Origin of the sequence: Streptomyces sp. NPDC058872 (genome assembly GCF_042743065.1) — a bacterium.
Lineage (GTDB): Bacteria > Actinomycetota > Actinomycetes > Streptomycetales > Streptomycetaceae > Streptomyces.
This window is the reverse complement of the sequence record NZ_JBHYMK010000036.1, coordinates 59,225-77,564: the sequence shown is the minus strand read 5'-3', so window position 1 is coordinate 77,564 and position 18,340 is coordinate 59,225. Positions and strand designations below refer to the sequence as shown.

17 protein-coding genes are annotated in these 18,340 nt (G+C 71.5%); 15 read left to right on the top strand and 2 right to left on the bottom strand.

Features of this window, described 5'->3' with window-relative positions; all coding sequences use genetic code 11:
• Positions 1 to 45: 45 nt before the first annotated feature.
• Positions 46 to 699 (bottom strand): bifunctional DNA primase/polymerase, encoded by a 654-nt coding sequence (locus tag ACFW22_RS22750; protein WP_386407611.1) that lies wholly within the window; start codon positions 697 to 699, stop codon positions 46 to 48.
• Between the two features lie 427 nt (positions 700 to 1,126).
• On the opposite strand from ACFW22_RS22750, the gene ACFW22_RS22745 reads away from it, so the two are divergent.
• From ACFW22_RS22745 to ftsH, 6 genes are all read left to right on the top strand, one after another.
• Positions 1,127 to 2,602, top strand: coding sequence for a hypothetical protein (locus ACFW22_RS22745; protein ID WP_386407608.1), 1,476 nt, complete (start codon positions 1,127 to 1,129; stop codon positions 2,600 to 2,602).
• 418 nt (positions 2,603 to 3,020) lie between these two features.
• Positions 3,021 to 4,367 carry an ammonium transporter gene (locus ACFW22_RS22740; RefSeq protein WP_386407605.1) on the top strand — a complete coding sequence of 449 codons (1,347 nt, stop codon included), beginning with the start codon at positions 3,021 to 3,023 and terminating at the stop codon, positions 4,365 to 4,367.
• A complete protein-coding gene (locus ACFW22_RS22735; protein WP_015036464.1) occupies positions 4,364 to 4,702 on the top strand; it encodes a P-II family nitrogen regulator in 339 nt (112 codons plus the stop codon). Before ACFW22_RS22740 ends, ACFW22_RS22735 begins: the two co-directional genes overlap by 4 nt.
• Positions 4,703 to 4,722: 20 nt before the next feature.
• Positions 4,723 to 7,179: a [protein-PII] uridylyltransferase gene (locus ACFW22_RS22730; RefSeq protein WP_386407602.1), complete on the top strand. Its 2,457-nt coding sequence runs from the start codon at positions 4,723 to 4,725 to the stop codon at positions 7,177 to 7,179.
• A 119-nt stretch (positions 7,180 to 7,298) separates the two neighbouring features.
• On the top strand, positions 7,299 to 8,852 hold the full coding sequence (ffh, locus tag ACFW22_RS22725) for a signal recognition particle protein (RefSeq protein ID WP_386407599.1): 1,554 nt from the start codon (positions 7,299 to 7,301) through the stop codon (positions 8,850 to 8,852).
• 150 nt (positions 8,853 to 9,002) lie between these two features.
• Complete coding sequence (gene ftsH / locus ACFW22_RS22720; protein WP_386407596.1) at positions 9,003 to 10,922, top strand: ATP-dependent zinc metalloprotease FtsH; 1,920 nt, start codon at positions 9,003 to 9,005, stop codon at positions 10,920 to 10,922.
• 28 nt (positions 10,923 to 10,950) lie between these two features.
• Here the strand turns inward: ftsH and ACFW22_RS22715 are convergent, their stop codons facing one another.
• Positions 10,951 to 11,676 (bottom strand): methyltransferase type 11, encoded by a 726-nt coding sequence (locus ACFW22_RS22715; RefSeq protein ID WP_386407593.1) that lies wholly within the window; start codon positions 11,674 to 11,676, stop codon positions 10,951 to 10,953.
• Between the two features lie 379 nt (positions 11,677 to 12,055).
• On the opposite strand from ACFW22_RS22715, the gene ACFW22_RS22710 reads away from it, so the two are divergent.
• The 9 genes from ACFW22_RS22710 (at position 12,056) to lepB (ACFW22_RS22670) (ending at position 18,304) form a co-directional block, all read left to right on the top strand.
• Positions 12,056 to 12,649 (top strand): hypothetical protein, encoded by a 594-nt coding sequence (locus ACFW22_RS22710; RefSeq protein WP_030690647.1) that lies wholly within the window; start codon positions 12,056 to 12,058, stop codon positions 12,647 to 12,649.
• 154 nt (positions 12,650 to 12,803) lie between these two features.
• Complete coding sequence (gene rpsP / locus ACFW22_RS22705; protein ID WP_384882938.1) at positions 12,804 to 13,247, top strand: 30S ribosomal protein S16; 444 nt, start codon at positions 12,804 to 12,806, stop codon at positions 13,245 to 13,247.
• Between the two features lie 2 nt (positions 13,248 to 13,249).
• Positions 13,250 to 13,489, top strand: coding sequence for an RNA-binding protein (locus ACFW22_RS22700; RefSeq protein WP_383447305.1), 240 nt, complete (start codon positions 13,250 to 13,252; stop codon positions 13,487 to 13,489).
• Positions 13,490 to 13,600: 111 nt separating this feature from the next.
• Complete coding sequence (gene rimM / locus ACFW22_RS22695; protein WP_386407588.1) at positions 13,601 to 14,155, top strand: ribosome maturation factor RimM; 555 nt, start codon at positions 13,601 to 13,603, stop codon at positions 14,153 to 14,155.
• The gene (gene trmD, locus ACFW22_RS22690; protein ID WP_386407585.1) at positions 14,152 to 14,973 is read left to right on the top strand and encodes a tRNA (guanosine(37)-N1)-methyltransferase TrmD; all 822 of its coding nucleotides are present in this window, start codon (positions 14,152 to 14,154) and stop codon (positions 14,971 to 14,973) included. The genes rimM and trmD overlap by 4 nt, the downstream gene beginning before the upstream one ends.
• Before the next feature lie 131 nt (positions 14,974 to 15,104).
• Positions 15,105 to 15,455: a 50S ribosomal protein L19 gene (gene rplS, locus ACFW22_RS22685; protein ID WP_384882929.1), complete on the top strand. Its 351-nt coding sequence runs from the start codon at positions 15,105 to 15,107 to the stop codon at positions 15,453 to 15,455.
• A gap of 69 nt (positions 15,456 to 15,524) precedes the next feature.
• Complete coding sequence (gene lepB, locus ACFW22_RS22680; protein ID WP_386407582.1) at positions 15,525 to 16,427, top strand: signal peptidase I; 903 nt, start codon at positions 15,525 to 15,527, stop codon at positions 16,425 to 16,427.
• Entirely contained in the window at positions 16,420 to 17,436 is a 1,017-nt protein-coding gene (gene lepB, locus ACFW22_RS22675) for a signal peptidase I (protein WP_386407579.1), read from the top strand. Before lepB (ACFW22_RS22680) ends, lepB (ACFW22_RS22675) begins: the two co-directional genes overlap by 8 nt.
• On the top strand, positions 17,372 to 18,304 hold the full coding sequence (lepB, locus tag ACFW22_RS22670; RefSeq protein ID WP_386407617.1) for a signal peptidase I: 933 nt from the start codon (positions 17,372 to 17,374) through the stop codon (positions 18,302 to 18,304). Before lepB (ACFW22_RS22675) ends, lepB (ACFW22_RS22670) begins: the two co-directional genes overlap by 65 nt.
• Positions 18,305 to 18,340: the final 36 nt, after the last annotated feature.

The following is an 18,340-nucleotide window of genomic DNA, read 5'->3' as shown; positions in this document are numbered from 1 at the left end:
GGTGACGGGGCCCCTCCGCACGTTCGGGAGCCTGGAGGGCCGAGCTCAGCGGTGCGTCCGGTGACAGATGTACGCGAGGGTGCCCAGCAGCAGGCGGGCCTGTGGCGGTGCGCCGGCGGTGTCCAGCGTCGGTGGCCGCAGCCAGTGCACCGGCCCGAGCCCGCCCAGGTCCGACGGGGGAGCGGTGATGTGGGCGCCGGCTCCCAGACCGTGCAGGTCCAGGCCGGCGTCGTCCCAGCCCATCCGGTACAGCAGCTGCGGCAACTCGGCCGCCGCGCCCGGGGCCACGAAGAAGCGCGCCCGACCGGTCGGCGTCGCGCACACCGGGCCGAGCGGCAGCCCCATGCGTTCGAGGCGGACCAGTGCCCGTCGGCCGGCCGCCTCGGCGACCTCGATCACGTCGAAGGCCCGGCCCACCGGGAGGAGCAGCGTCGCCCCGGGGTGGGCGGACCAGGCCTTGGTGGCGTCGTCGAGACCGGCGCCCGCCGGCACCGGTTCGGCGAAGGGGAGGGGGTGCGCCCCGGGGGCCGCGCACGCCCGGTCCCCGCAGGAGCACTGGCCGGAGACGGCCCGCGCGCCGGGGACGACGTCCCAGCCCCAGAGGCCGGTGTACTCGGCCACCGTCGTGTACTCCGTGGTGCGTACGCGGCGGCGTGCGCCGGACCGCATCTCACGAATGCCGCCGATCGTGAAACCCATGTCCCCTCCAACGGGCCGAACGCGCCGGTGGTTACGAGTTGGAGCGTCTCCATCACCTTTCGTCACGTTCCGTCATCGACGTACGGCGCATGGTGGCGTGCAGGGTGGTGCGTACCGAGGCGCACGCCTCTTCGTGCTTCCGTTCGCTGACTCCGGTTCGTCGCATGTCAAGTGAATCGCGTTCGGCGGGTGGCTAGTTCATTCGAAGGGGTGGCGAATGGTGGCGTTTCTTGAATCGCCCTCGTGGAGTGGTGATCGTAGGATTACTTTCGGTACCCGAAGCCCCGAGCTCGCTTGCGTGCGTGGGTATGCCGGAGGCAACCCGGTTTCCAGTTCGAAGGAGTACGAACGCCGGACGGGTGCCGCGCGAGGCGGCATTCTGATAGGGGTTCGGAAGACAGGCAATCAGGTGGATGGGGGCGTTCCAGTGAGCGGCAACGGCGCAGACGGTACGGCTGCCGGAAAGCGCCCGAACGAGCAGCTGGGTTCGTGGTTCGTGCGCAGCGGCTGGTCGAAGGGCGAACTGGCACGCCAGGTGAACCGACGGGCACGCCAGATGGGCGCGCACCACATCTCCACGGACACCTCGCGGGTGCGTCGCTGGCTCGACGGCGAGCAGCCCCGCGAGCCCATCCCGCGGATCCTCTCCGAGCTCTTCTCCGAGCGCTTCGGCTCCGTCGTCGCCGTCGAGGACCTCGGCCTGCGCACCGCCCACCAGTCCCCCTCCGTCTCCGGCGTCGACCTCCCCTGGGCCGGGCCGCAGACCGTCGCCCTGCTCAGCGAGTTCTCCCGCAGCGACCTCATGCTCGCCCGCCGGGGCTTCCTCGGGTCCTCCCTCTCGCTCGCCGCCGGCCCCGCCCTCATCGAGCCGATGCAGCGCTGGCTCGTCCCCACGCCGGCCGGGGACGCCGAGACCCCCGATCCCCTCGTCGACGCCCGCCGCCCCAACCGGCTCTCCGAGGTCGAGCTCGACCTGCTCGAATCCACCACCGCCATGTTCCGCAAGTGGGACGCCCAGTGCGGCGGCGGCCTGCGCCGCAAGGCGGTCGTCGGCCAGCTCCACGAGGTCACCGACCTGCTCCAGGAGTCCCAGCCCGCCGGCACCGCCAAGCGCCTCTTCACCTGCGCCGCCGAACTCGCCGAACTCGCCGGCTGGATGAGCTACGACGTGGGCCTCCAGCCCACCGCCCAGAAGTACTTCGTGCTCGCGCTGCATGCCGCCAAGGAGGCCGGCGACAAGCCCCTCGGCTCGTACATCCTCTCCTCCATGAGCCGCCAGATGATCCACCTCGGCCGGCCCGACGACGCCCTCGAACTCATCCACCTCGCCCAGTACGGCAGTCGAGACTGCGCCACCTCCCGCACCCAGGCGATGCTGTATGCGATGGAGGCCCGCGCCTACGCCAACATGGGGCAACCCTCCAAGTGCAAGCGGGCCGTGCGGATGGCCGAGGACACCTTCGCCGACGTCGGCCTCGACGGCGAGCCCGAGCCCGACTGGATCGGCTTCTTCAGCGAGGCCGAACTCAACGGCGAGAACTCCCACTCCTACCGGGACCTCGCCTATGTCGCCGGCCGCTCCCCGACCTACGCGTCACTGGCCGAACCCGTCATGGAGCGGGCCGTGCAGCTCTTCGAGGAGGACCCCGACCACCAGCGGTCCTACGCCCTCAACCTGATCGGTATGGCCACCGTCCACCTCCTCAAGCGCGAACCCGAGCAGTCCGTGGTCCTCGCCGAGAAGGCCCTCGGAGTCGCCCGCAGCATCCGCTCGGAGCGCGTCAACACCCGACTGCGCAAGACCGTCGACCAAGCCGCCCGGGAGTTCGGCGACGTCGCCGACATCGTCGACCTCACCGATCGCCTCACCCAGCTCCTCCCCGAGGCCGCCGAAGCGGTCTGACCCTCGGCCCCGGCCCGCACAGACCCCGGCCGCGCCAGACGTCCCAAAGCCCGACTCGGCTCCCCCGCCGCAAGGTCACACGGACGCCCGGCGCGGCCGGTCCCTTTCCCGCGCCCGCCCGGCGCCCCCTCCCGAGCGACCGCCCCGCGGCCCCGGGCCACCGCGGGCGGCGGCGCTCCCGTGCTCCCGCGCGGCCACCGTCGGCGGCTGCCCGGGAGCACGGGCGTTACCTGGCCGTGACACGTCCGTTCACGGTCGCGTAACACACCCCACCCCTTCGTCACTGCGCCGAAACATCGAGCGGCATCGGCGGAAACCGCGCTGCGCCAACCTCTGGCCCATAACCGGCCAACCCCCCAAGGCCCCCGCTCCCCGGCCCCGCCCCGCACAGGCCGCATTCGACGACGAGGAGACGCCGATGGCCCCAGCCATCACGACCCTGGCCGCAGACGCCCCCGAGCTGTCTGCCGCCAACACCGGGTTCATGCTCATCTGCTCCGCCCTGGTCATGCTGATGACCCCGGGACTCGCCTTCTTCTACGGAGGCATGGTCCGCGTCAAGTCCAGCCTCAACATGCTGATGATGAGCTTCATCAGCCTCGGGATCGTCACGGTCCTCTGGGTGCTCTACGGCTTCAGCCTCGCCTTCGGCACCGACATCGGCTCCATCGTCGGCTGGTCCTCCGAGTACGTCGGCCTCAGCGGCATCGGCGTGAACGAGCTGTGGGACGGCTACAACATCCCGGTGTTCGTCTTCGCCGTCTTCCAGCTGATGTTCGCGATCATCACGCCCGCCCTCATCAGCGGCGCCCTCGCCGACCGCGTCAAGTTCACCGCCTGGGCCCTCTTCATCACCCTCTGGGTCACCCTCGTCTACTTCCCCGTCGCCCACTGGGTCTGGGGATCGGGCGGCTGGCTCTTCGAGCTGGGCGTCATCGACTTCGCCGGCGGCACGGCCGTCCACATCAACGCGGGCGCCGCGGCCCTCGGCGTGATCCTCGTCATCGGCAAGCGCGTCGGCTTCAAGAAGGACCCGATGCGTCCGCACAGCCTCCCGCTGGTCATGCTCGGCGCCGGGCTCCTCTGGTTCGGCTGGTTCGGCTTCAACGCCGGCTCGTGGCTCGGCAACGACGACGGCGTCGGCGCCGTGATGTTCGTCAACACCCAGGTCGCCACCGCCGCCGCCATGCTCGCCTGGCTGGCGTACGAGAAGGTCCGCCATGGCTCCTTCACCACCCTCGGTGCCGCCTCCGGCGCGGTCGCCGGCCTCGTCGCCATCACTCCCTCCGGCGGCTCCTGCTCCCCGCTCGGCGCGATCGCCATCGGCGCCGTCGCCGGTCTGGTCTGCGCCATGGCCGTCGGCCTCAAGTACAAGTTCGGCTACGACGACTCCCTCGACGTCGTCGGCGTCCACCTCGTCGGCGGTGTCATCGGCTCCCTCCTCGTCGGCTTCTTCGCCACCGGCGGCGTCCAGTCCGACGCCAAGGGCCTCTTCTACGGCGGCGGCCTGGAGCAGCTCGGCAAGCAGGCCGTCGGCGTCTTCGCGGTCCTCGCCTACTCTCTGATCGCCTCCGCGGTCCTCGCCCTGATCGTCGACAAGACGCTCGGGATGCGGGTCAGCGAGGACGACGAGGTCTCCGGCATCGACCAGGTCGAGCACGCCGAGACCGCGTACGACTTCAGCGGAGCCGGCGGCGGCGCGTCCTCGCGCTCCACCGCCGCCCCCGCCCCGGCCGTCACGGAGAACAAGAAGGTGGACGCATGAAGCTCATCACCGCGGTCGTGAAGCCGCACCGGCTCGACGAGATCAAGGAGGCCCTCCAGGCCTTCGGGGTCCACGGCCTCACGGTCACCGAGGCCAGCGGCTACGGACGCCAGCGCGGCCACACCGAGGTCTACCGGGGCGCCGAGTACACCGTCGACCTGGTCCCCAAGATCCGCATCGAGGTCCTCGTCGAGGACGAGGACGCCGAACAGCTCATCGACGTCGTCGTGAAGGCCGCCCGAACCGGCAAGATCGGAGACGGCAAGGTGTGGAGCGTGCCGGTCGAGACCGCCGTACGGGTCCGCACCGGCGAACGTGGTCCGGACGCACTCTAAGCACACGAAGGAGCCGCCGGGTGACGAGCCCCGAAGCGACACAGACCGAAGATTCGGGACCCGGCGGTTACGCGGCGGCCCGGCTGCACCTCCTCCAGGAGAAGGTGCGGCCAGGGCCGCCGCGCCGTGCCGCCCTCGCCCGGATCACCGACGACTGGCTGGCCGGCCTCTTCGCCGCGGCCGCCCCTCCCCGCGGGACCGCCCTCGTCGCCGTCGGCGGCTACGGACGCGCCGAACTCTCCCCGCGCAGCGACCTCGACCTCCTCCTGCTCCACGACGGCACCGCCGACAAGGCCGCCATCGCCGCCCTCGCCGACCGGATCTGGTACCCCGTCTGGGACCTCGGCCTCGCGCTCGACCACTCCGTCCGCACCCCCGCCGAAGCCCGCGCCACCGCCGCCGACGACCTCAAGGCCCACCTCGGCCTCCTCGACGCCCGGGCCGTCGCCGGCGACCACGGCCTGGTCGCGGCCCTGCGCACCACCGTCCTCGCCGACTGGCGCAACCAGGCCCCCCGGCGCCTCCCCGAACTCGACGCGCTCTGCCGGGAGCGTGCCGAACGCACCGGAGAGCTGCAGTACCTCCTGGAACCCGACCTGAAGGAGGCCAGGGGCGGACTCCGCGACGCCCAGGTCCTCCGCGCCGTCGCCGCCTCCTGGCTCGCCGACGCCCCCAGGGAAGGACTCGACGGCGCCCGGCGCCGCCTCCTCGACGCCCGTGACGCCCTCCACCTGGTCACCGGCCGCGCCACCGACCGGCTCGCCCTCCAGGAACAGGACGCCGTCGCCGGGGAGCTCGGCCTCCTCGACGCCGACACCCTGCTCCGCGAGGTGTACGAGGCCGCCCGGACCATCTCCTACGCCACCGACGTCACCTGGCGCGAGGTCAACCGGGTCCTCAAGGCCCGCTCCGCCCGCCCGGCCCGGTTGCGCGGCCTCCTCGGCGGACGCGCCGGTCGAGCCGGCGCCGGGAAGCCCCCCGTCGAACGCACCCCGCTGGCCGAAGGCGTCGTCGAAATGGACGGCGAGGCCGTCCTCGCCCTCAGCGCCCGGCCGGAACGCGACCCGGTGCTGCCCCTGCGGGCCGCCGCCGCAGCCGCCCAGTCCGCGCTCCCCGTCTCGCTGCACGCGGTGCGCCGCCTCGCGGCAGCCGCCAAACCGCTTCCGGTGCCGTGGCCCGCCGAGGCCCGCGAGGAACTCGTCACCCTCCTCGGCGCCGGCGAGGCCACCGTGCCCGTCTGGGAGGCCCTGGAAGCCGAAGGCATCATCACCCAGCTCCTCCCGGACTGGGAACGCGTCCGCTGCCGCCCCCAGCGCAACCCCGTCCACACCTGGACCGTCGACCGCCACCTCGTCGAGACCGCGGTGCGCGCCTCCTCGCTCACCCGTCGGGTCGGCCGCCCCGACCTCCTCCTCGTCGCCGCCCTCCTCCACGACATCGGCAAGGGCTGGCCGGGCGACCACTCCGTCGCCGGTGAGACCATCGCCCGCGACCTCGCCGCCCGCATCGGCTTCGACCGCGCCGACACCGCCGTCATCGCCACCGTCGTCCGCCACCACCTGCTGCTCGTCGAAACCGCCACCCGGCGGGACCTCGACGACCCCGCCACGGTCCAGTCCGTCGCCACCGCCGTCGGCAGCCTCGGCACCCTGGAGCTCCTGCACGCCCTCACCGAGGCCGACGCCCTCGCCACCGGCCCCGCCGCCTGGTCCTCCTGGCGCGCCTCGCTCGTCGCCGACCTGGTCAAGCGGGTCGCCGGGGTCCTCGCCGGCGCCCCCCTGCCCGACCCCGAGGCCGCAGCACCCAGTGCCGAGCAGGAACGCCTCGCGATCGAAGCGCTGCGCACCGGCGAGGCCGTCCTCGCCCTCCACACCGAGCCGGTCGTTCCGGAACCGGAGGAACCCGAACCCGTCGGCGTCGAACTCGTCATCGCCCTGCCCGACCAGCCCGGGGTGCTGCCCGCGGTCGCCGGGGTCCTCGCCCTCCACCGGCTCACCGTCCGCGCCGCCGACCTGCGGGCCGTCGACCTCCCCACCGACCTCGGCCCCGGCTCCGTCCTGGTCCTGGACTGGCGCGTCGCCGCCGAGTACGGCTCCCTGCCCGAGGCGACCCGACTCCGCGCCGACCTCGTCCGCGCCCTCGAGGGCTCCCTCGACGTTCCGGCCCGGCTCGCCGAACGCGAGGCCGCCTATCCCCGCCGCCGGGGCCTCGCCGCCCCGCCGCCCCGGGTCACCGTCGCCGCCGCCGACTCCCGCCTCGCCACCGTCATCGAGGTCCGTGCCCAGGACGCCCCCGGCCTCCTCCACCGCATCGGGCGCGCCCTGGAGGGCGCGGAGGTCCGCGTGCGCAGCGCCCACGTCTCCACCCTGGGCGCCAATGCCGTCGACACCCTGTACGTGACCCGTCCGGACGGCACCCTCCTCGCCGACGAGGAGGCGATCGACCTGGCCCGGGCACTGGAGTCGGCACTGCGCTGACCCCGTGACCCGCACCGCCCCCGCCCGCCGGATCCGGCGGGCGGGGACACATACTTCGAGCGGCCCGATACCCTGGAGGGCAATCCGACCGCCCCCGACACCGAGGATCCGCGACCGCCGTGTTCGATACCCTCTCCGACCGCCTTGCAGCGACCTTCAAGAACCTCCGCGGCAAGGGCCGTCTGTCCGAGGCGGACATCGACGCCACCGCGCGCGAGATCCGTATCGCGCTGCTGGAGGCGGACGTCGCCCTGCCGGTCGTCCGCGCCTTCATCAAGCAGGTCAAGGAGCGCTCGCTGGGAGCGGAGGTCTCCCAGGCCCTCAACCCCGCCCAGCAGGTCATCAAGATCGTCAACGACGAGCTGATCGCCATCCTCGGCGGGGAGACCCGCCGCCTGCGGTTCGCCAAGACCGCCCCGACCGTGATCATGCTGGCCGGTCTCCAGGGTGCCGGTAAGACCACCCTCGCCGGAAAGCTGGGCCTCTGGCTGAAGGGCCAGGGCCACTCCCCGCTGCTCGTCGCCTGTGACCTCCAGCGCCCGAACGCCGTCAACCAGCTCTCCGTCGTCGCCGACCGCGCGGGCGTGGCCTTCTACGGGCCGCAGCCGGGCAACGGCGTCGGCGACCCGGTCCAGGTCGCCAAGGACTCCATCGAGCACGCCCGGACCAAGCTGTACGACGTCGTCATCGTCGACACCGCCGGCCGCCTCGGCATCGACCAGGAGCTGATGCAGCAGGCCGCGGACATCCGCGACGCGGTCTCTCCCGACGAGATCCTCTTCGTCGTCGACGCCATGATCGGTCAGGACGCGGTCAACACCGCCGAGGCCTTCCGCGACGGCGTCGGCTTCGACGGCGTCGTGCTCTCCAAGCTCGACGGCGACGCCCGTGGTGGTGCCGCGCTCTCCATCGCGCACGTCACCGGCAAGCAGATCATGTTCGCCTCCAACGGCGAGAAGCTGGACGACTTCGACGCGTTCCACCCGGACCGCATGGCGTCCCGCATCCTCGGCATGGGCGACATGCTCTCCCTCATCGAGAAGGCGCAGCAGACCTTCGACGAGGAAGAGGCCGCCAAGATGGCCTCGAAGCTCGCCTCGAAGAAGGGCGAGGGCTTCACGCTCGACGACTTCCTGGCCCAGATGGAGCAGGTCCGCAAGATGGGCAGCATCAGCAAGCTGCTCGGGATGCTGCCCGGCATGGGCCAGATGAAGGAGCAGATCGCCAACATCGACGAGCGGGACGTCGACCGCACGGCCGCCATCATCAAGTCGATGACCCCGGCCGAGCGCCAGGACCCGACCATCATCAACGGCTCCCGCCGTGCCCGCATCGCCAAGGGGTCCGGCGTCGAGGTCAGCGCGGTCAAGGGCCTGGTCGAGCGGTTCTTCGAGGCCCGCAAGATGATGTCCCGGATGGCGCAGGGCGGCGGGATGCCGGGGATGCCCGGCATCCCGGGCATGGGCGGCGGTCCCGGCCGGCAGAAGAAGCAGGTCAAGCAGGCCAAGGGCAAGCGCAAGAGCGGCAACCCGATGAAGCGGAAGGCCGAGGAGCAGGCCGCTGCGGCGCGTCGCGAGCAGGCACAGGCGGGCGGCGCCTTCGGCCTGCCGGCCGCGGGGCAGAGCCCCAAGGACTTCGAGCTCCCGGAGGAGTTCAAGAAGTTCATGGGCTGAGTCGACGGGCACGGGGTCCGGAGCGGTGCGGAACCGCTCCGGGCCCCTCGTCGTTCCCGCCCTCCCCCCTTCACCCCACCGCTCCGCCCGCGGTGCCGGGAGGGTGCCGCTCTTCGATACTGGGGCCACTGCCGCCCCGAGGAGAGCCACGTGGCCAACCCCGTACCCCCGCGCGACCGGACCGATCAGCCCTGGCGCTCGGAAGGGGCACCGCCGCCCCCGTCGCCGAGGAGGAGGATGCCGGGCGGCTGGGGCAGCCTCATCCTCACCGCCCTCGTCGTGTACCTGATCGCCAACATCGTCCTGTCCTTCTTCAACGAGGGCGACGGGCCGACCATCTCGTACACCGAGTTCGACAAGCAGGTCGCCGCCGGGAACGTCACCAAGATCTACTCCAAGGGCGATGCGATCCAGGGGCAGCTGAAGGAGAAGCAGCCCGTCCCCGACGGGAAGGGCGACTACACCAAGTTCCAGACCCAGCGGCCCGCCTTCGCCGACGACGACCTGTGGGCGCAGCTGACCCAGCAGAACGTCGTGGTCACCGCCGAGCCCGTCGTACAGGAGCGCAGTTTCCTGGCCAACCTGCTCATTTCGCTGGCGCCGATGCTGCTGCTCGTCGTGCTGTGGGTGTTCATCGCCCGCCGGATGAGCGCGGGCATGGGCGGTGCGGGGGGCATGCTCGGCCGCAAGACCCCGCCCAAGCCGGTGGAGCTGGAGGGCGGCGCGCGCACCACCTTCGCCGACGTCGCCGGCATCGACGAGGTGGAGGGCGAGCTCAACGACGTCGTCGACTTCCTGAAGAATCCGCAGGCCTACCGCGAGATGGGTGCCAAGATGCCCCGCGGCGTGCTCCTGGCGGGCCCTCCCGGCACGGGCAAGACCCTCCTCGCCCGGGCCGTCGCGGGGGAGGCCGGGGTGCCGTTCTTCTCGGCCTCCGCCTCCGGGTTCATCGAGATGATCGTGGGCGTCGGCGCCTCCCGGGTGCGCGAGCTGTTCGCGGAGGCCCGCAAGGTCGCCCCCGCGATCGTCTTCATCGACGAGATCGACACGATCGGCCGGGCCCGGGGCGGCGGCTCCGGAATGGGAGGACACGACGAGCGGGAGCAGACCCTCAACCAGATCCTCACCGAGATGGACGGTTTCACCGGTTCCGAAGGGGTCATCGTCCTCGCCGCGACGAACCGCGCCGACGTGCTGGACCCGGCCCTGACCCGCCCCGGTCGCTTCGACCGGATCGTCCACGTCAACCCTCCCGACCGGGGTGGCCGCGAGGCCATCCTCAAGATCCACACGCGGGAGATCCCGTTGGCCGGGGACGTGGACCTGGAGCACGTGGCCCGGACGACCCCCGGCATGACCGGTGCGGAGCTCGCCAACCTGGCCAATGAGGCGGCCCTCCTCGCGGTCAAGCGCGAGCAGAAGGCCGTCACCCAGTCCGATCTGTCCGACGCCCTGGAGAAGGTGCAGCTCGGTGCCGAACGACCGCTCGTGATGCCGCCCGAAGAGCGCCGCCGGACCGCGTACCACGAGAGCGGCCACGCCCTGCTCGGCATGCTCCAACCCGGCGCCGACCCGGTCCGCAAGATCACCATCGTGCCGCGCGGCCGGGCCCTCGGCGTCACCCTGTCGACCCCCGACGCCGACAAGTACGCCTACACCGAGGACTACCTCCGGGGGCGGATCATCGGCGCCCTCGGCGGGATGGCGGCCGAGCAGGTCGTCTTCGGGGTCATCACCACCGGGGCCGAGAGCGACCTGGAGCAGGTCACCAACATCGCCCGGGGCATGGCGGGCCGTTGGGGCATGAGCGAGCGCGTCGGCCGGCTCACCGCCATCCCGAGCGACGCCCAGCAGGCGTACGGACTCTCGGCCGCCCCCGCGACCCTCGACACCGTCGACGAGGAGATGCGCCGGATCGTCGACGAGTGCTACGACAGCGCGGTGCGGCAGCTCCGCGAGCACCGCGACAAGTTGGACGCACTGGCCGCGGCCCTGCTGGCGAACGAGACCCTGGAAGAGGCCGCGGCCTACCGCGCGGCGGGCATCCCCCGTCTGGAGAAGGGGGCCTGAGGGCGGGAGCGGGCACGGCCGCGGGGGTTCAACCCGCCCGGGCGACGAGGTACTGGAAGACGTTCGGCATCCACACCGTCCCGTCCGGGCGGACGTACGGCGCGAGCGCCTCCTCGACCTCCTTCTCCACCTGGGAGGGGTCGGTCGCCCGCACCGCCTCGTCGAAGGCGCCCGTCGAGAGCAAGCCGCGCACCGCGCTGCCCTCGTCCGCGTATCCGAAGGGGCAGGCCACCCGGCCCGAGCCGGTGGGTCGCAACCCCGCCGCAGCGGCCACCGACGCCAGGTGGGGCCGCGGGGCGGGACGGCGGTCCGCGAGCCGGGCCGCGATCCGCAGCACCGGTTCGGTGGCGCACTGCTCGGGCGGTCCCCAGTCGGCGAGGACGAAGGACGTGCCCGATTGCGCCACACGGGTGAGGCCGAGGAGTTCGGGCAGGAGTCCGTCCGGTGCGTGGAAGGCGGTGACCACGTCGCACCGGAGGTCCTCGGGGGGTTCCTCCGTGAGGGTGACGCCTTCCGGCAGCCGCTCCGCGGCCAGTTCCGCGCGTGTGCGGTCCCGTTCGACGCCGGCCACCCGGGCGCCCCGTGCCGCCGCCATCAGGAGCGCCAGACCGGAGCCGCAGCCCAGGCCGAGCAGCCGGCAGCCGGTGCCCACGCCGAGGCGGTCGTACACCGCTTCGTAGAGCGGGACCAGCATGCGTTCTTGGATTTCGGCCCAGTCTCGCGCGGGGTGGTGCGGGACGAGCGTAGGTGTCATGGAAAAGCGCCCCAATCCGTGCTCGGACGACAGCCCCCCGTAGCCAGGGAACTGCGCATCCCGGGTCGCGTCCAGTGCTCGTGCCGGACCGATTCGTCCGGGGTGGGGCGGTGCGCCGCCTTGCGTGCGGACCCGATAGTGTCCTGGCACGTGACCGGGTGTTCCACCGCCCGGCTCTTCCCGGGGGCGTGCGCGCCATGACTACGCGCCGGGGCGTATGCGCTACTACGCACCGGCTTGGCGTTCCCTGCGTGACTTCTCCGCAGATCGGGGCAGTGGCCCTCGTCAGGACGCATCAACGGCAACTGACGGGTACGTGCAAAATATTTGGGATGCCCCGGAATGGAACCCGGGGGCGGGTCGGCTCGTTGTACACGACGTGAGCACGACACCACCTGTTCTCGCCGCAGAGCTGGCACAGGCGTGGGCCGACATTCAGCGGCACCACCCCGAGCTGCCCGACCTTGCCGCGCCCGAGTCCCTGATCGGAGAGTCTTCGTCCGCCTGCGGCGCCGAACTCTCCTTCGAACGACTGCTCCACGAAGCAGTCCACGGCATCGCCGCCGCCCGAGGTGTCCGTGACACCTCCCGCGCCGGCCGCTACCACAACCGCAGATTCCTCGCGATCGCCGAGGAGATGGGCCTCGACCATCCCGAGGAGCCGCACGCCAGCAGCGGCTTCTCCCTGGTCACGCTCAACCCCGAGGCGAGGCGGCGCTACCGACCGACCATCGAGCGGCTGCAGCGCGCCCTCAAGGCGCACACGGTCGCCACCGCTGCCGACACCAAGCGCTCCTTCCGTGGACCGGCCGCCCGGCACGGTTCTTCGGGCGGCGGCGTCCGGGTCAAGGCCGTCTGTGACTGCGGGCGCAACGTGCGCGTGGTCCCCTCGGTGCTGGCCCAGGCCCCGATCGTCTGCGGTGGGTGCGGCAAGCCCTTCCGCATCCCGGAGACGGTGGGCGCCGCCAACTGACCCCGTGGCGTGTGGCAGAATGGCTAGCTGTACTCGACAGTCGCATAGGACCCCTCTCTCCTCCGGCTGACGCGTCCATCGGGCATCCGAGTACCGCAACCCCACGTGGCATCTCAAGTGCCCAACCACGTCAAGACCAGGAGACACCACTCCAGTGGCAGTCAAGATCAAGCTCAAGCGCCTCGGTAAGATCCGCCAGCCGCACTACCGCATCGTCGTCGCCGACTCGCGCACCCGTCGCGACGGTCGTGCGATCGAGGAGATCGGCCTCTACCACCCGACGTACAACCCGTCGCGTATCGAGGTCGACTCCGAGCGTGCGCAGTACTGGCTGTCCGTCGGCGCCCAGCCGACCGAGCCCGTCCTCGCCATCCTGAAGCTCACCGGCGACTGGCAGAAGCACAAGGGCCTCCCGGCCCCGGAGAAGCCGCTGCTGGCCCCGGCCACGAAGGAGGCCAAGCGCGCCTCGTTCGACGAGTTCGCGAAGTCCCTCGAGGGCGGCGACGACAAGGGTGAGGCCATCACCCCGAAGGCCAAGAAGGCCGACAAGAAGGCGGACGAGGCCGAGGCCGCGTCCACCGAGTCGACCGAGGCCTGATCATGCTCGAGGAGGCTCTCGAGCACCTCGTGAAGGGCATCGTCGACAACCCCGACGAGGTGCAGGTCGCCTCGCGCAACCTGCGCCGTGGCCGTGTGCTGGAGGTCCGGGTCCATCCCGAGGACCTCGGCAAGGTGATCGGCCGCAACGGCCGCACCGCGCGTGCGCTGCGCACCGTCGTGGGTGCCATCGGCGGCCGGGGGATCCGCGTCGACCTCGTCGACGTGGACCAGGTTCGCTGAGCAGGTCGGCAGCATCACCTTAGTTGTGCCGGCACGGGCCGGGGAGGGCTGAAGAGCCCGCCCCGGCCCGTTGTCGTACGTACGAGCTGTGTGACAGGAGAGTGTGGAGCAGTGCAGTTGGTAGTCGCGCGGATCGGCCGCGCCCACGGCATCAAGGGCGAGGTCACCGTCGAGGTGCGGACGGACGAGCCCGAGCTGCGGCTCGGCCCCGGTGCCGTGCTGCTCACCGACCCGGCTTCCGTCGGGCCGCTGACCATCGAGAGCGGCCGCGTCCACAGCGGCCGGCTGTTGCTGCGCTTCGAGGGCGTGCGCGACCGCAACGGCGCCGAAGCCCTGCGCAACACCGTCCTCATCGCCGAAATCGACCCCACGGAGCTGCCCGAGGAGGAGGACGAGTACTACGACCACCAGCTGATCGACCTCGACGTCGTCCTCACCGACGGAACCGAAGTCGGCCGGATCACCGAGATCTCCCACCTGCCGTCCCAGGACCTCTTCATCGTCGAACGTCCCGACGGAACCGAGCTGATGATCCCCTTCGTCGGCGAGATCGTCACCGAGATCGACCTGGAGGAGCAGCGGGCCGTCATCGACCCGCCGCCCGGCCTGATCGACGACGGGGCCGAGATCGTCTCCTCCCGGGACGAGGGCGAGGGGCGGGCATGAGGCTCGACGTCGTCACGATCTTCCCCGAGTACCTCGAACCGCTGAACGTCTCCCTCGTCGGCAAGGCGCGCGCCCGGGGACAGCTCGACGTCCACGTCCACCATCTGCGGGACTGGACCCACGACCGCCACAACACGGTCGACGACACCCCCTACGGCGGCGGTCCCGGCATGGTCATGAAGACCGAGCCCTGGGGTGAGGCGCTCGACCAGGCGCTGGCCGACGGCTATGAGGCAGGCGCCCACGGCCCGGTCCTCGTGGTCCCCACCCCCAGCGGTCGCCCCTTCACCCAAGAGGTCGCCGTCGAGCTCTCCGAGCGGCCCTGGTTGATCTTCACCCCGGCCCGGTACGAGGGCATCGACCGTCGCGTCATGGACGAGTACGCGACCCGGATGCCGGTCTACGAGGTCTCCATCGGGGACTACGTCCTCGCCGGAGGGGAAGCCGCCGTCCTCGTCGTGACCGAGGCCGTCGCCCGTCTGCTGCCCGGTGTCCTCGGCAACGCCGAGTCCCACCGGGACGACTCCTTCGCCCCCGGGGCCATGGCCAACCTCCTGGAGGGCCCCGTCTACACCAAGCCCCCGGAGTGGCGCGGCCGGGGCATTCCCGACGTGCTCCTCAGCGGGCACCACGGCAAGATCGCCCGCTGGCGGCGCGACGAGGCCTTCCGGCGGACCGCCGCCCACCGGCCCGACCTGATCGAGCGCTGCGACCCGGCCGCCTTCGACAAGAAGGACCGCGAGATCCTGTCCATGATGGGGTGGGCCCCCGAGCCCGGCGGCCGATTTTGGCGCAAGGTCGAAGGCGTGGAAGAATAGGCCGCTGTCGTGCGTCCGGTGAGCGCCCCTGCCACAGGGGGAAGACGCCACCAGGAGCGGACGACGCCGAACCACCATCCTTTCGAACGTACCGCTGATGACCTGTGGCATCAGCGAGGAAAGAGACCTCCATGGCCTCCCTGCTCGACCAGGTCACCGCGGGCACGCTCCGCTCCGACCTCCCCGCCTTCCGTCCCGGCGACACCGTGAACGTCCACGTTCGCGTCATCGAGGGCAACCGCTCCCGCATCCAGCAGTTCAAGGGCGTTGTCATCCGCCGCCAGGGCTCGGGCGTCAGCGAGACCTTCACGGTCCGCAAGGTCTCGTTCTCCGTCGGCGTCGAGCGCACCTTCCCGGTGCACAGCCCGATCTTCGAGAAGATCGAGCTCGTGACCCGCGGTGACGTCCGTCGCGCCAAGCTCTACTACCTGCGCGAGCTGCGCGGCAAGGCTGCCAAGATCAAGGAGAAGCGCGACCGCTGAGCCACGGCTCCCGGCACGCTCGACGCTTCCGGGCCTCCGCACAGGCAAGCCGGATAGGCTCTGCCAGCGATGGACACCGAAGCACAGCACACGGAGCGCGACCCCTCCTCCGCGGAGGAGGGGTCGCGCTCCGCGCGCGTTCCCGGGACCCCCGGGCCCGAGGGGCCCACGCGGTCCGACCGGCCCGCGGAGCCCGATCGGTCCGGGGAGCCCGACCGTTCCGCGGAGCCCGACCGTTCCGCCGGCGCGGGAGAGGCGGACGGGGCAGTGGAGGAGGGGCGGTCCGCCGGCCCCTCCTGGCGGCGCACGGCCCTCGTCGGTGCTGCCTGCGTGGCCTTCCTCCTGCTCCTGAGCCACTTCGTGATCCAGCCGTTCCTGATTCCCAGCGGTTCCATGGAACCGACGCTCCAGGTCGGCGACCGGATCCTCGTGAACAAGTTGGCGTACCGTTTCGGCGGCGAGCCGCGCCGCGGTGACCTCGTCGTCTTCGACGGCACCGGCTCCTTCGTGAGGGAACGGCCCCGCGACAACCCGGTCACCGGAATCCTCCAGGACGGCGCGGCAGCCCTCGGGCTCGCCGAACCCGACGAGACCGACTTCGTGAAGCGGGTCATCGGGACCGGCGGCGACCGGGTCGTCTGCTGCGACGAGGACGGCCGGCTCACCGTCAACGGCGCACCCGTGGTGGAGCCGTACGTGATGTTGGGCGACCGGCCCTCCAGCGTGCCCTTCGACATCGTCGTCCCGCCGGACCGGCTCTGGGTGATGGGCGACCACCGCAGCCAGTCCAGCGACTCCCGTGACCACCTGGGCAGCCCCGGTGGCGGGATGGTCCCGGTCGACCGGGTCGTCGGCCGTGCCGACTGGATCGTCTGGCCCTTCGGGCGCTGGGCCGTCGTGCCCGGAACCGACGCCTTCGGTGCCGTACCGACGCCGTCGGCCGGCGGACACGGGGCGGGAGCCCATGGGTAGCCGGGGCCGACCGCCCGGAGGGGCCGCCCACGGCTCCGGGCAGGGAACCGCCCTTCCCGGGCGGGCCGAGCGCCGCAAGCTCGCCCGCAAGGTCAAGCGGCGCCGACAGCGCTCCGCGCTCCGGGAGATCCCGATCCTGGTCACCGTGGCCGTGCTGATCGCGCTCGTCCTCAAGACCTTCCTGGTGCAGGCGTTCGTCATTCCCTCCGGCTCGATGGAACAGACGATCCGCATCGACGACCGGGTCCTCGTCGACAAGCTCACCCCCTGGTTCGGCTCCCGCCCCCAGCGCGGTGACGTCGTCGTCTTCAAGGACCCCGGCAACTGGCTCCAGCACGACGTCGAGCCCCCCGCAGACGATCCGATCGGCATCAAGCAGGCCAAGCAGGCCCTCACCTTCATCGGGCTGCTGCCCTCGGCCGACGACCGGGACCTCATCAAGCGGGTCGTGGCCGTCGGTGGCGACACCGTCCGCTGCTGTGGCGAGGACGGGAGGCTCAGCGTCAACGGCGTGCCGCTGGACGAGCCGTACCTGCACCCCGGGAACCCGCCGTCCACGATCCCCTTCGAGGTCAAGGTGCCGCAGGGGCGCATCTTCGTCCTCGGGGACCACCGCTCCGATTCGGCCGACTCCCGCTTCCACCTCGACGAGGAGGAGCACGGAACCGTTTCCGAGGAGCAAGTGGTCGGGCGCGCGGTGGTGATCGCGTGGCCCTTCGGGCACTGGCGGCGCCTGGAGGAGCGGAAAACCTTCTCCGAGGTCCCGGACGCCCGTGCGAGTGCCGAGACGGCATCCGGTCCGTCGCATAGTGTGTCCCAGCGGAATCTGAACGGATTGCCCGGGCTCCCGACCCCTGCGGAACTTCTGCTCGTTATGGGAGTGGTGGGCCCGTCCCTGACCCGGGGCGGGCGTTCGCACGGACTGAGGAGTGGATGTGGGGGATTTGGCCGTCGGCGCACGATCCGGACACGATGGGCCCGAGAAGAGGGCCGACGGGGCCTTCGGTGACGACACGACGGGTGGCGACGTGACGGACGACCAGCAGCCGCATCCGCCGGGCGGCGACGCGCCGGGCGACGGCGACGGTGCGGCGGGCGGATCCGGCGAGGAGCCGAAGAAGCCGCGTTCCTTCTGGAAGGAACTTCCCCTGCTCATCGGCATCGCCCTGGTGCTCGCCCTCCTCATCAAGACCTTCCTGGTGCAGGCGTTCTCGATCCCCTCGGAATCGATGATGAACACCCTGCAGAAGGGCGACCGGGTCCTCGTCGACAAGCTCACCCCCTGGTTCGGCTCCGAGCCCGAGCGCGGCGAGGTCGTCGTCTTCCACGACCCGGGCGGCTGGCTGGAGGGCCAGCAGACGCCCAAGCCGAACATCGCGCAGAAGTTCCTCAGCTTCATCGGCCTCATGCCGTCCGCCGAGGAGAAGGACCTGATCAAGCGCGTCATCGCGGTCGGTGGCGACACCATCTCCTGCAAGGAGGGCGGCAAGGTCATCCTCAACGGCGTGGCACTGGACGAGAGCGAGTACCTCGCCCCCGGCGCCGTGCCCTGCCAGGACTCCTTCGGTCCGATCAAGGTCCCCCAGGACCGGATCTGGGTCATGGGCGACAACCGCCAGAACTCCCTGGACTCCCGCTTCCACCAGCAGCTTCCGGGCGGCGGCACCGTCTCCAACGACGAGGTCGTGGGCCGCGCCGTCGTCATCGCCTGGCCGGTCACCCGCTGGGCCACGCTTCCGGTGCCCGACGTCTTCGACCAGCCCGCCCTCAACAAGGCCATGGCCGCCGCCCCCGTCGGAACCGTCGCCCTCGCGGGTGCCGTCCCGCTCGTGCTGTGGCGCAGGAAGAAGCAGGCCGCACGGCATACCGCCGAGTAGTGACCCGCGGGTAGGGTGCCGTCCCGGACCGTCGAC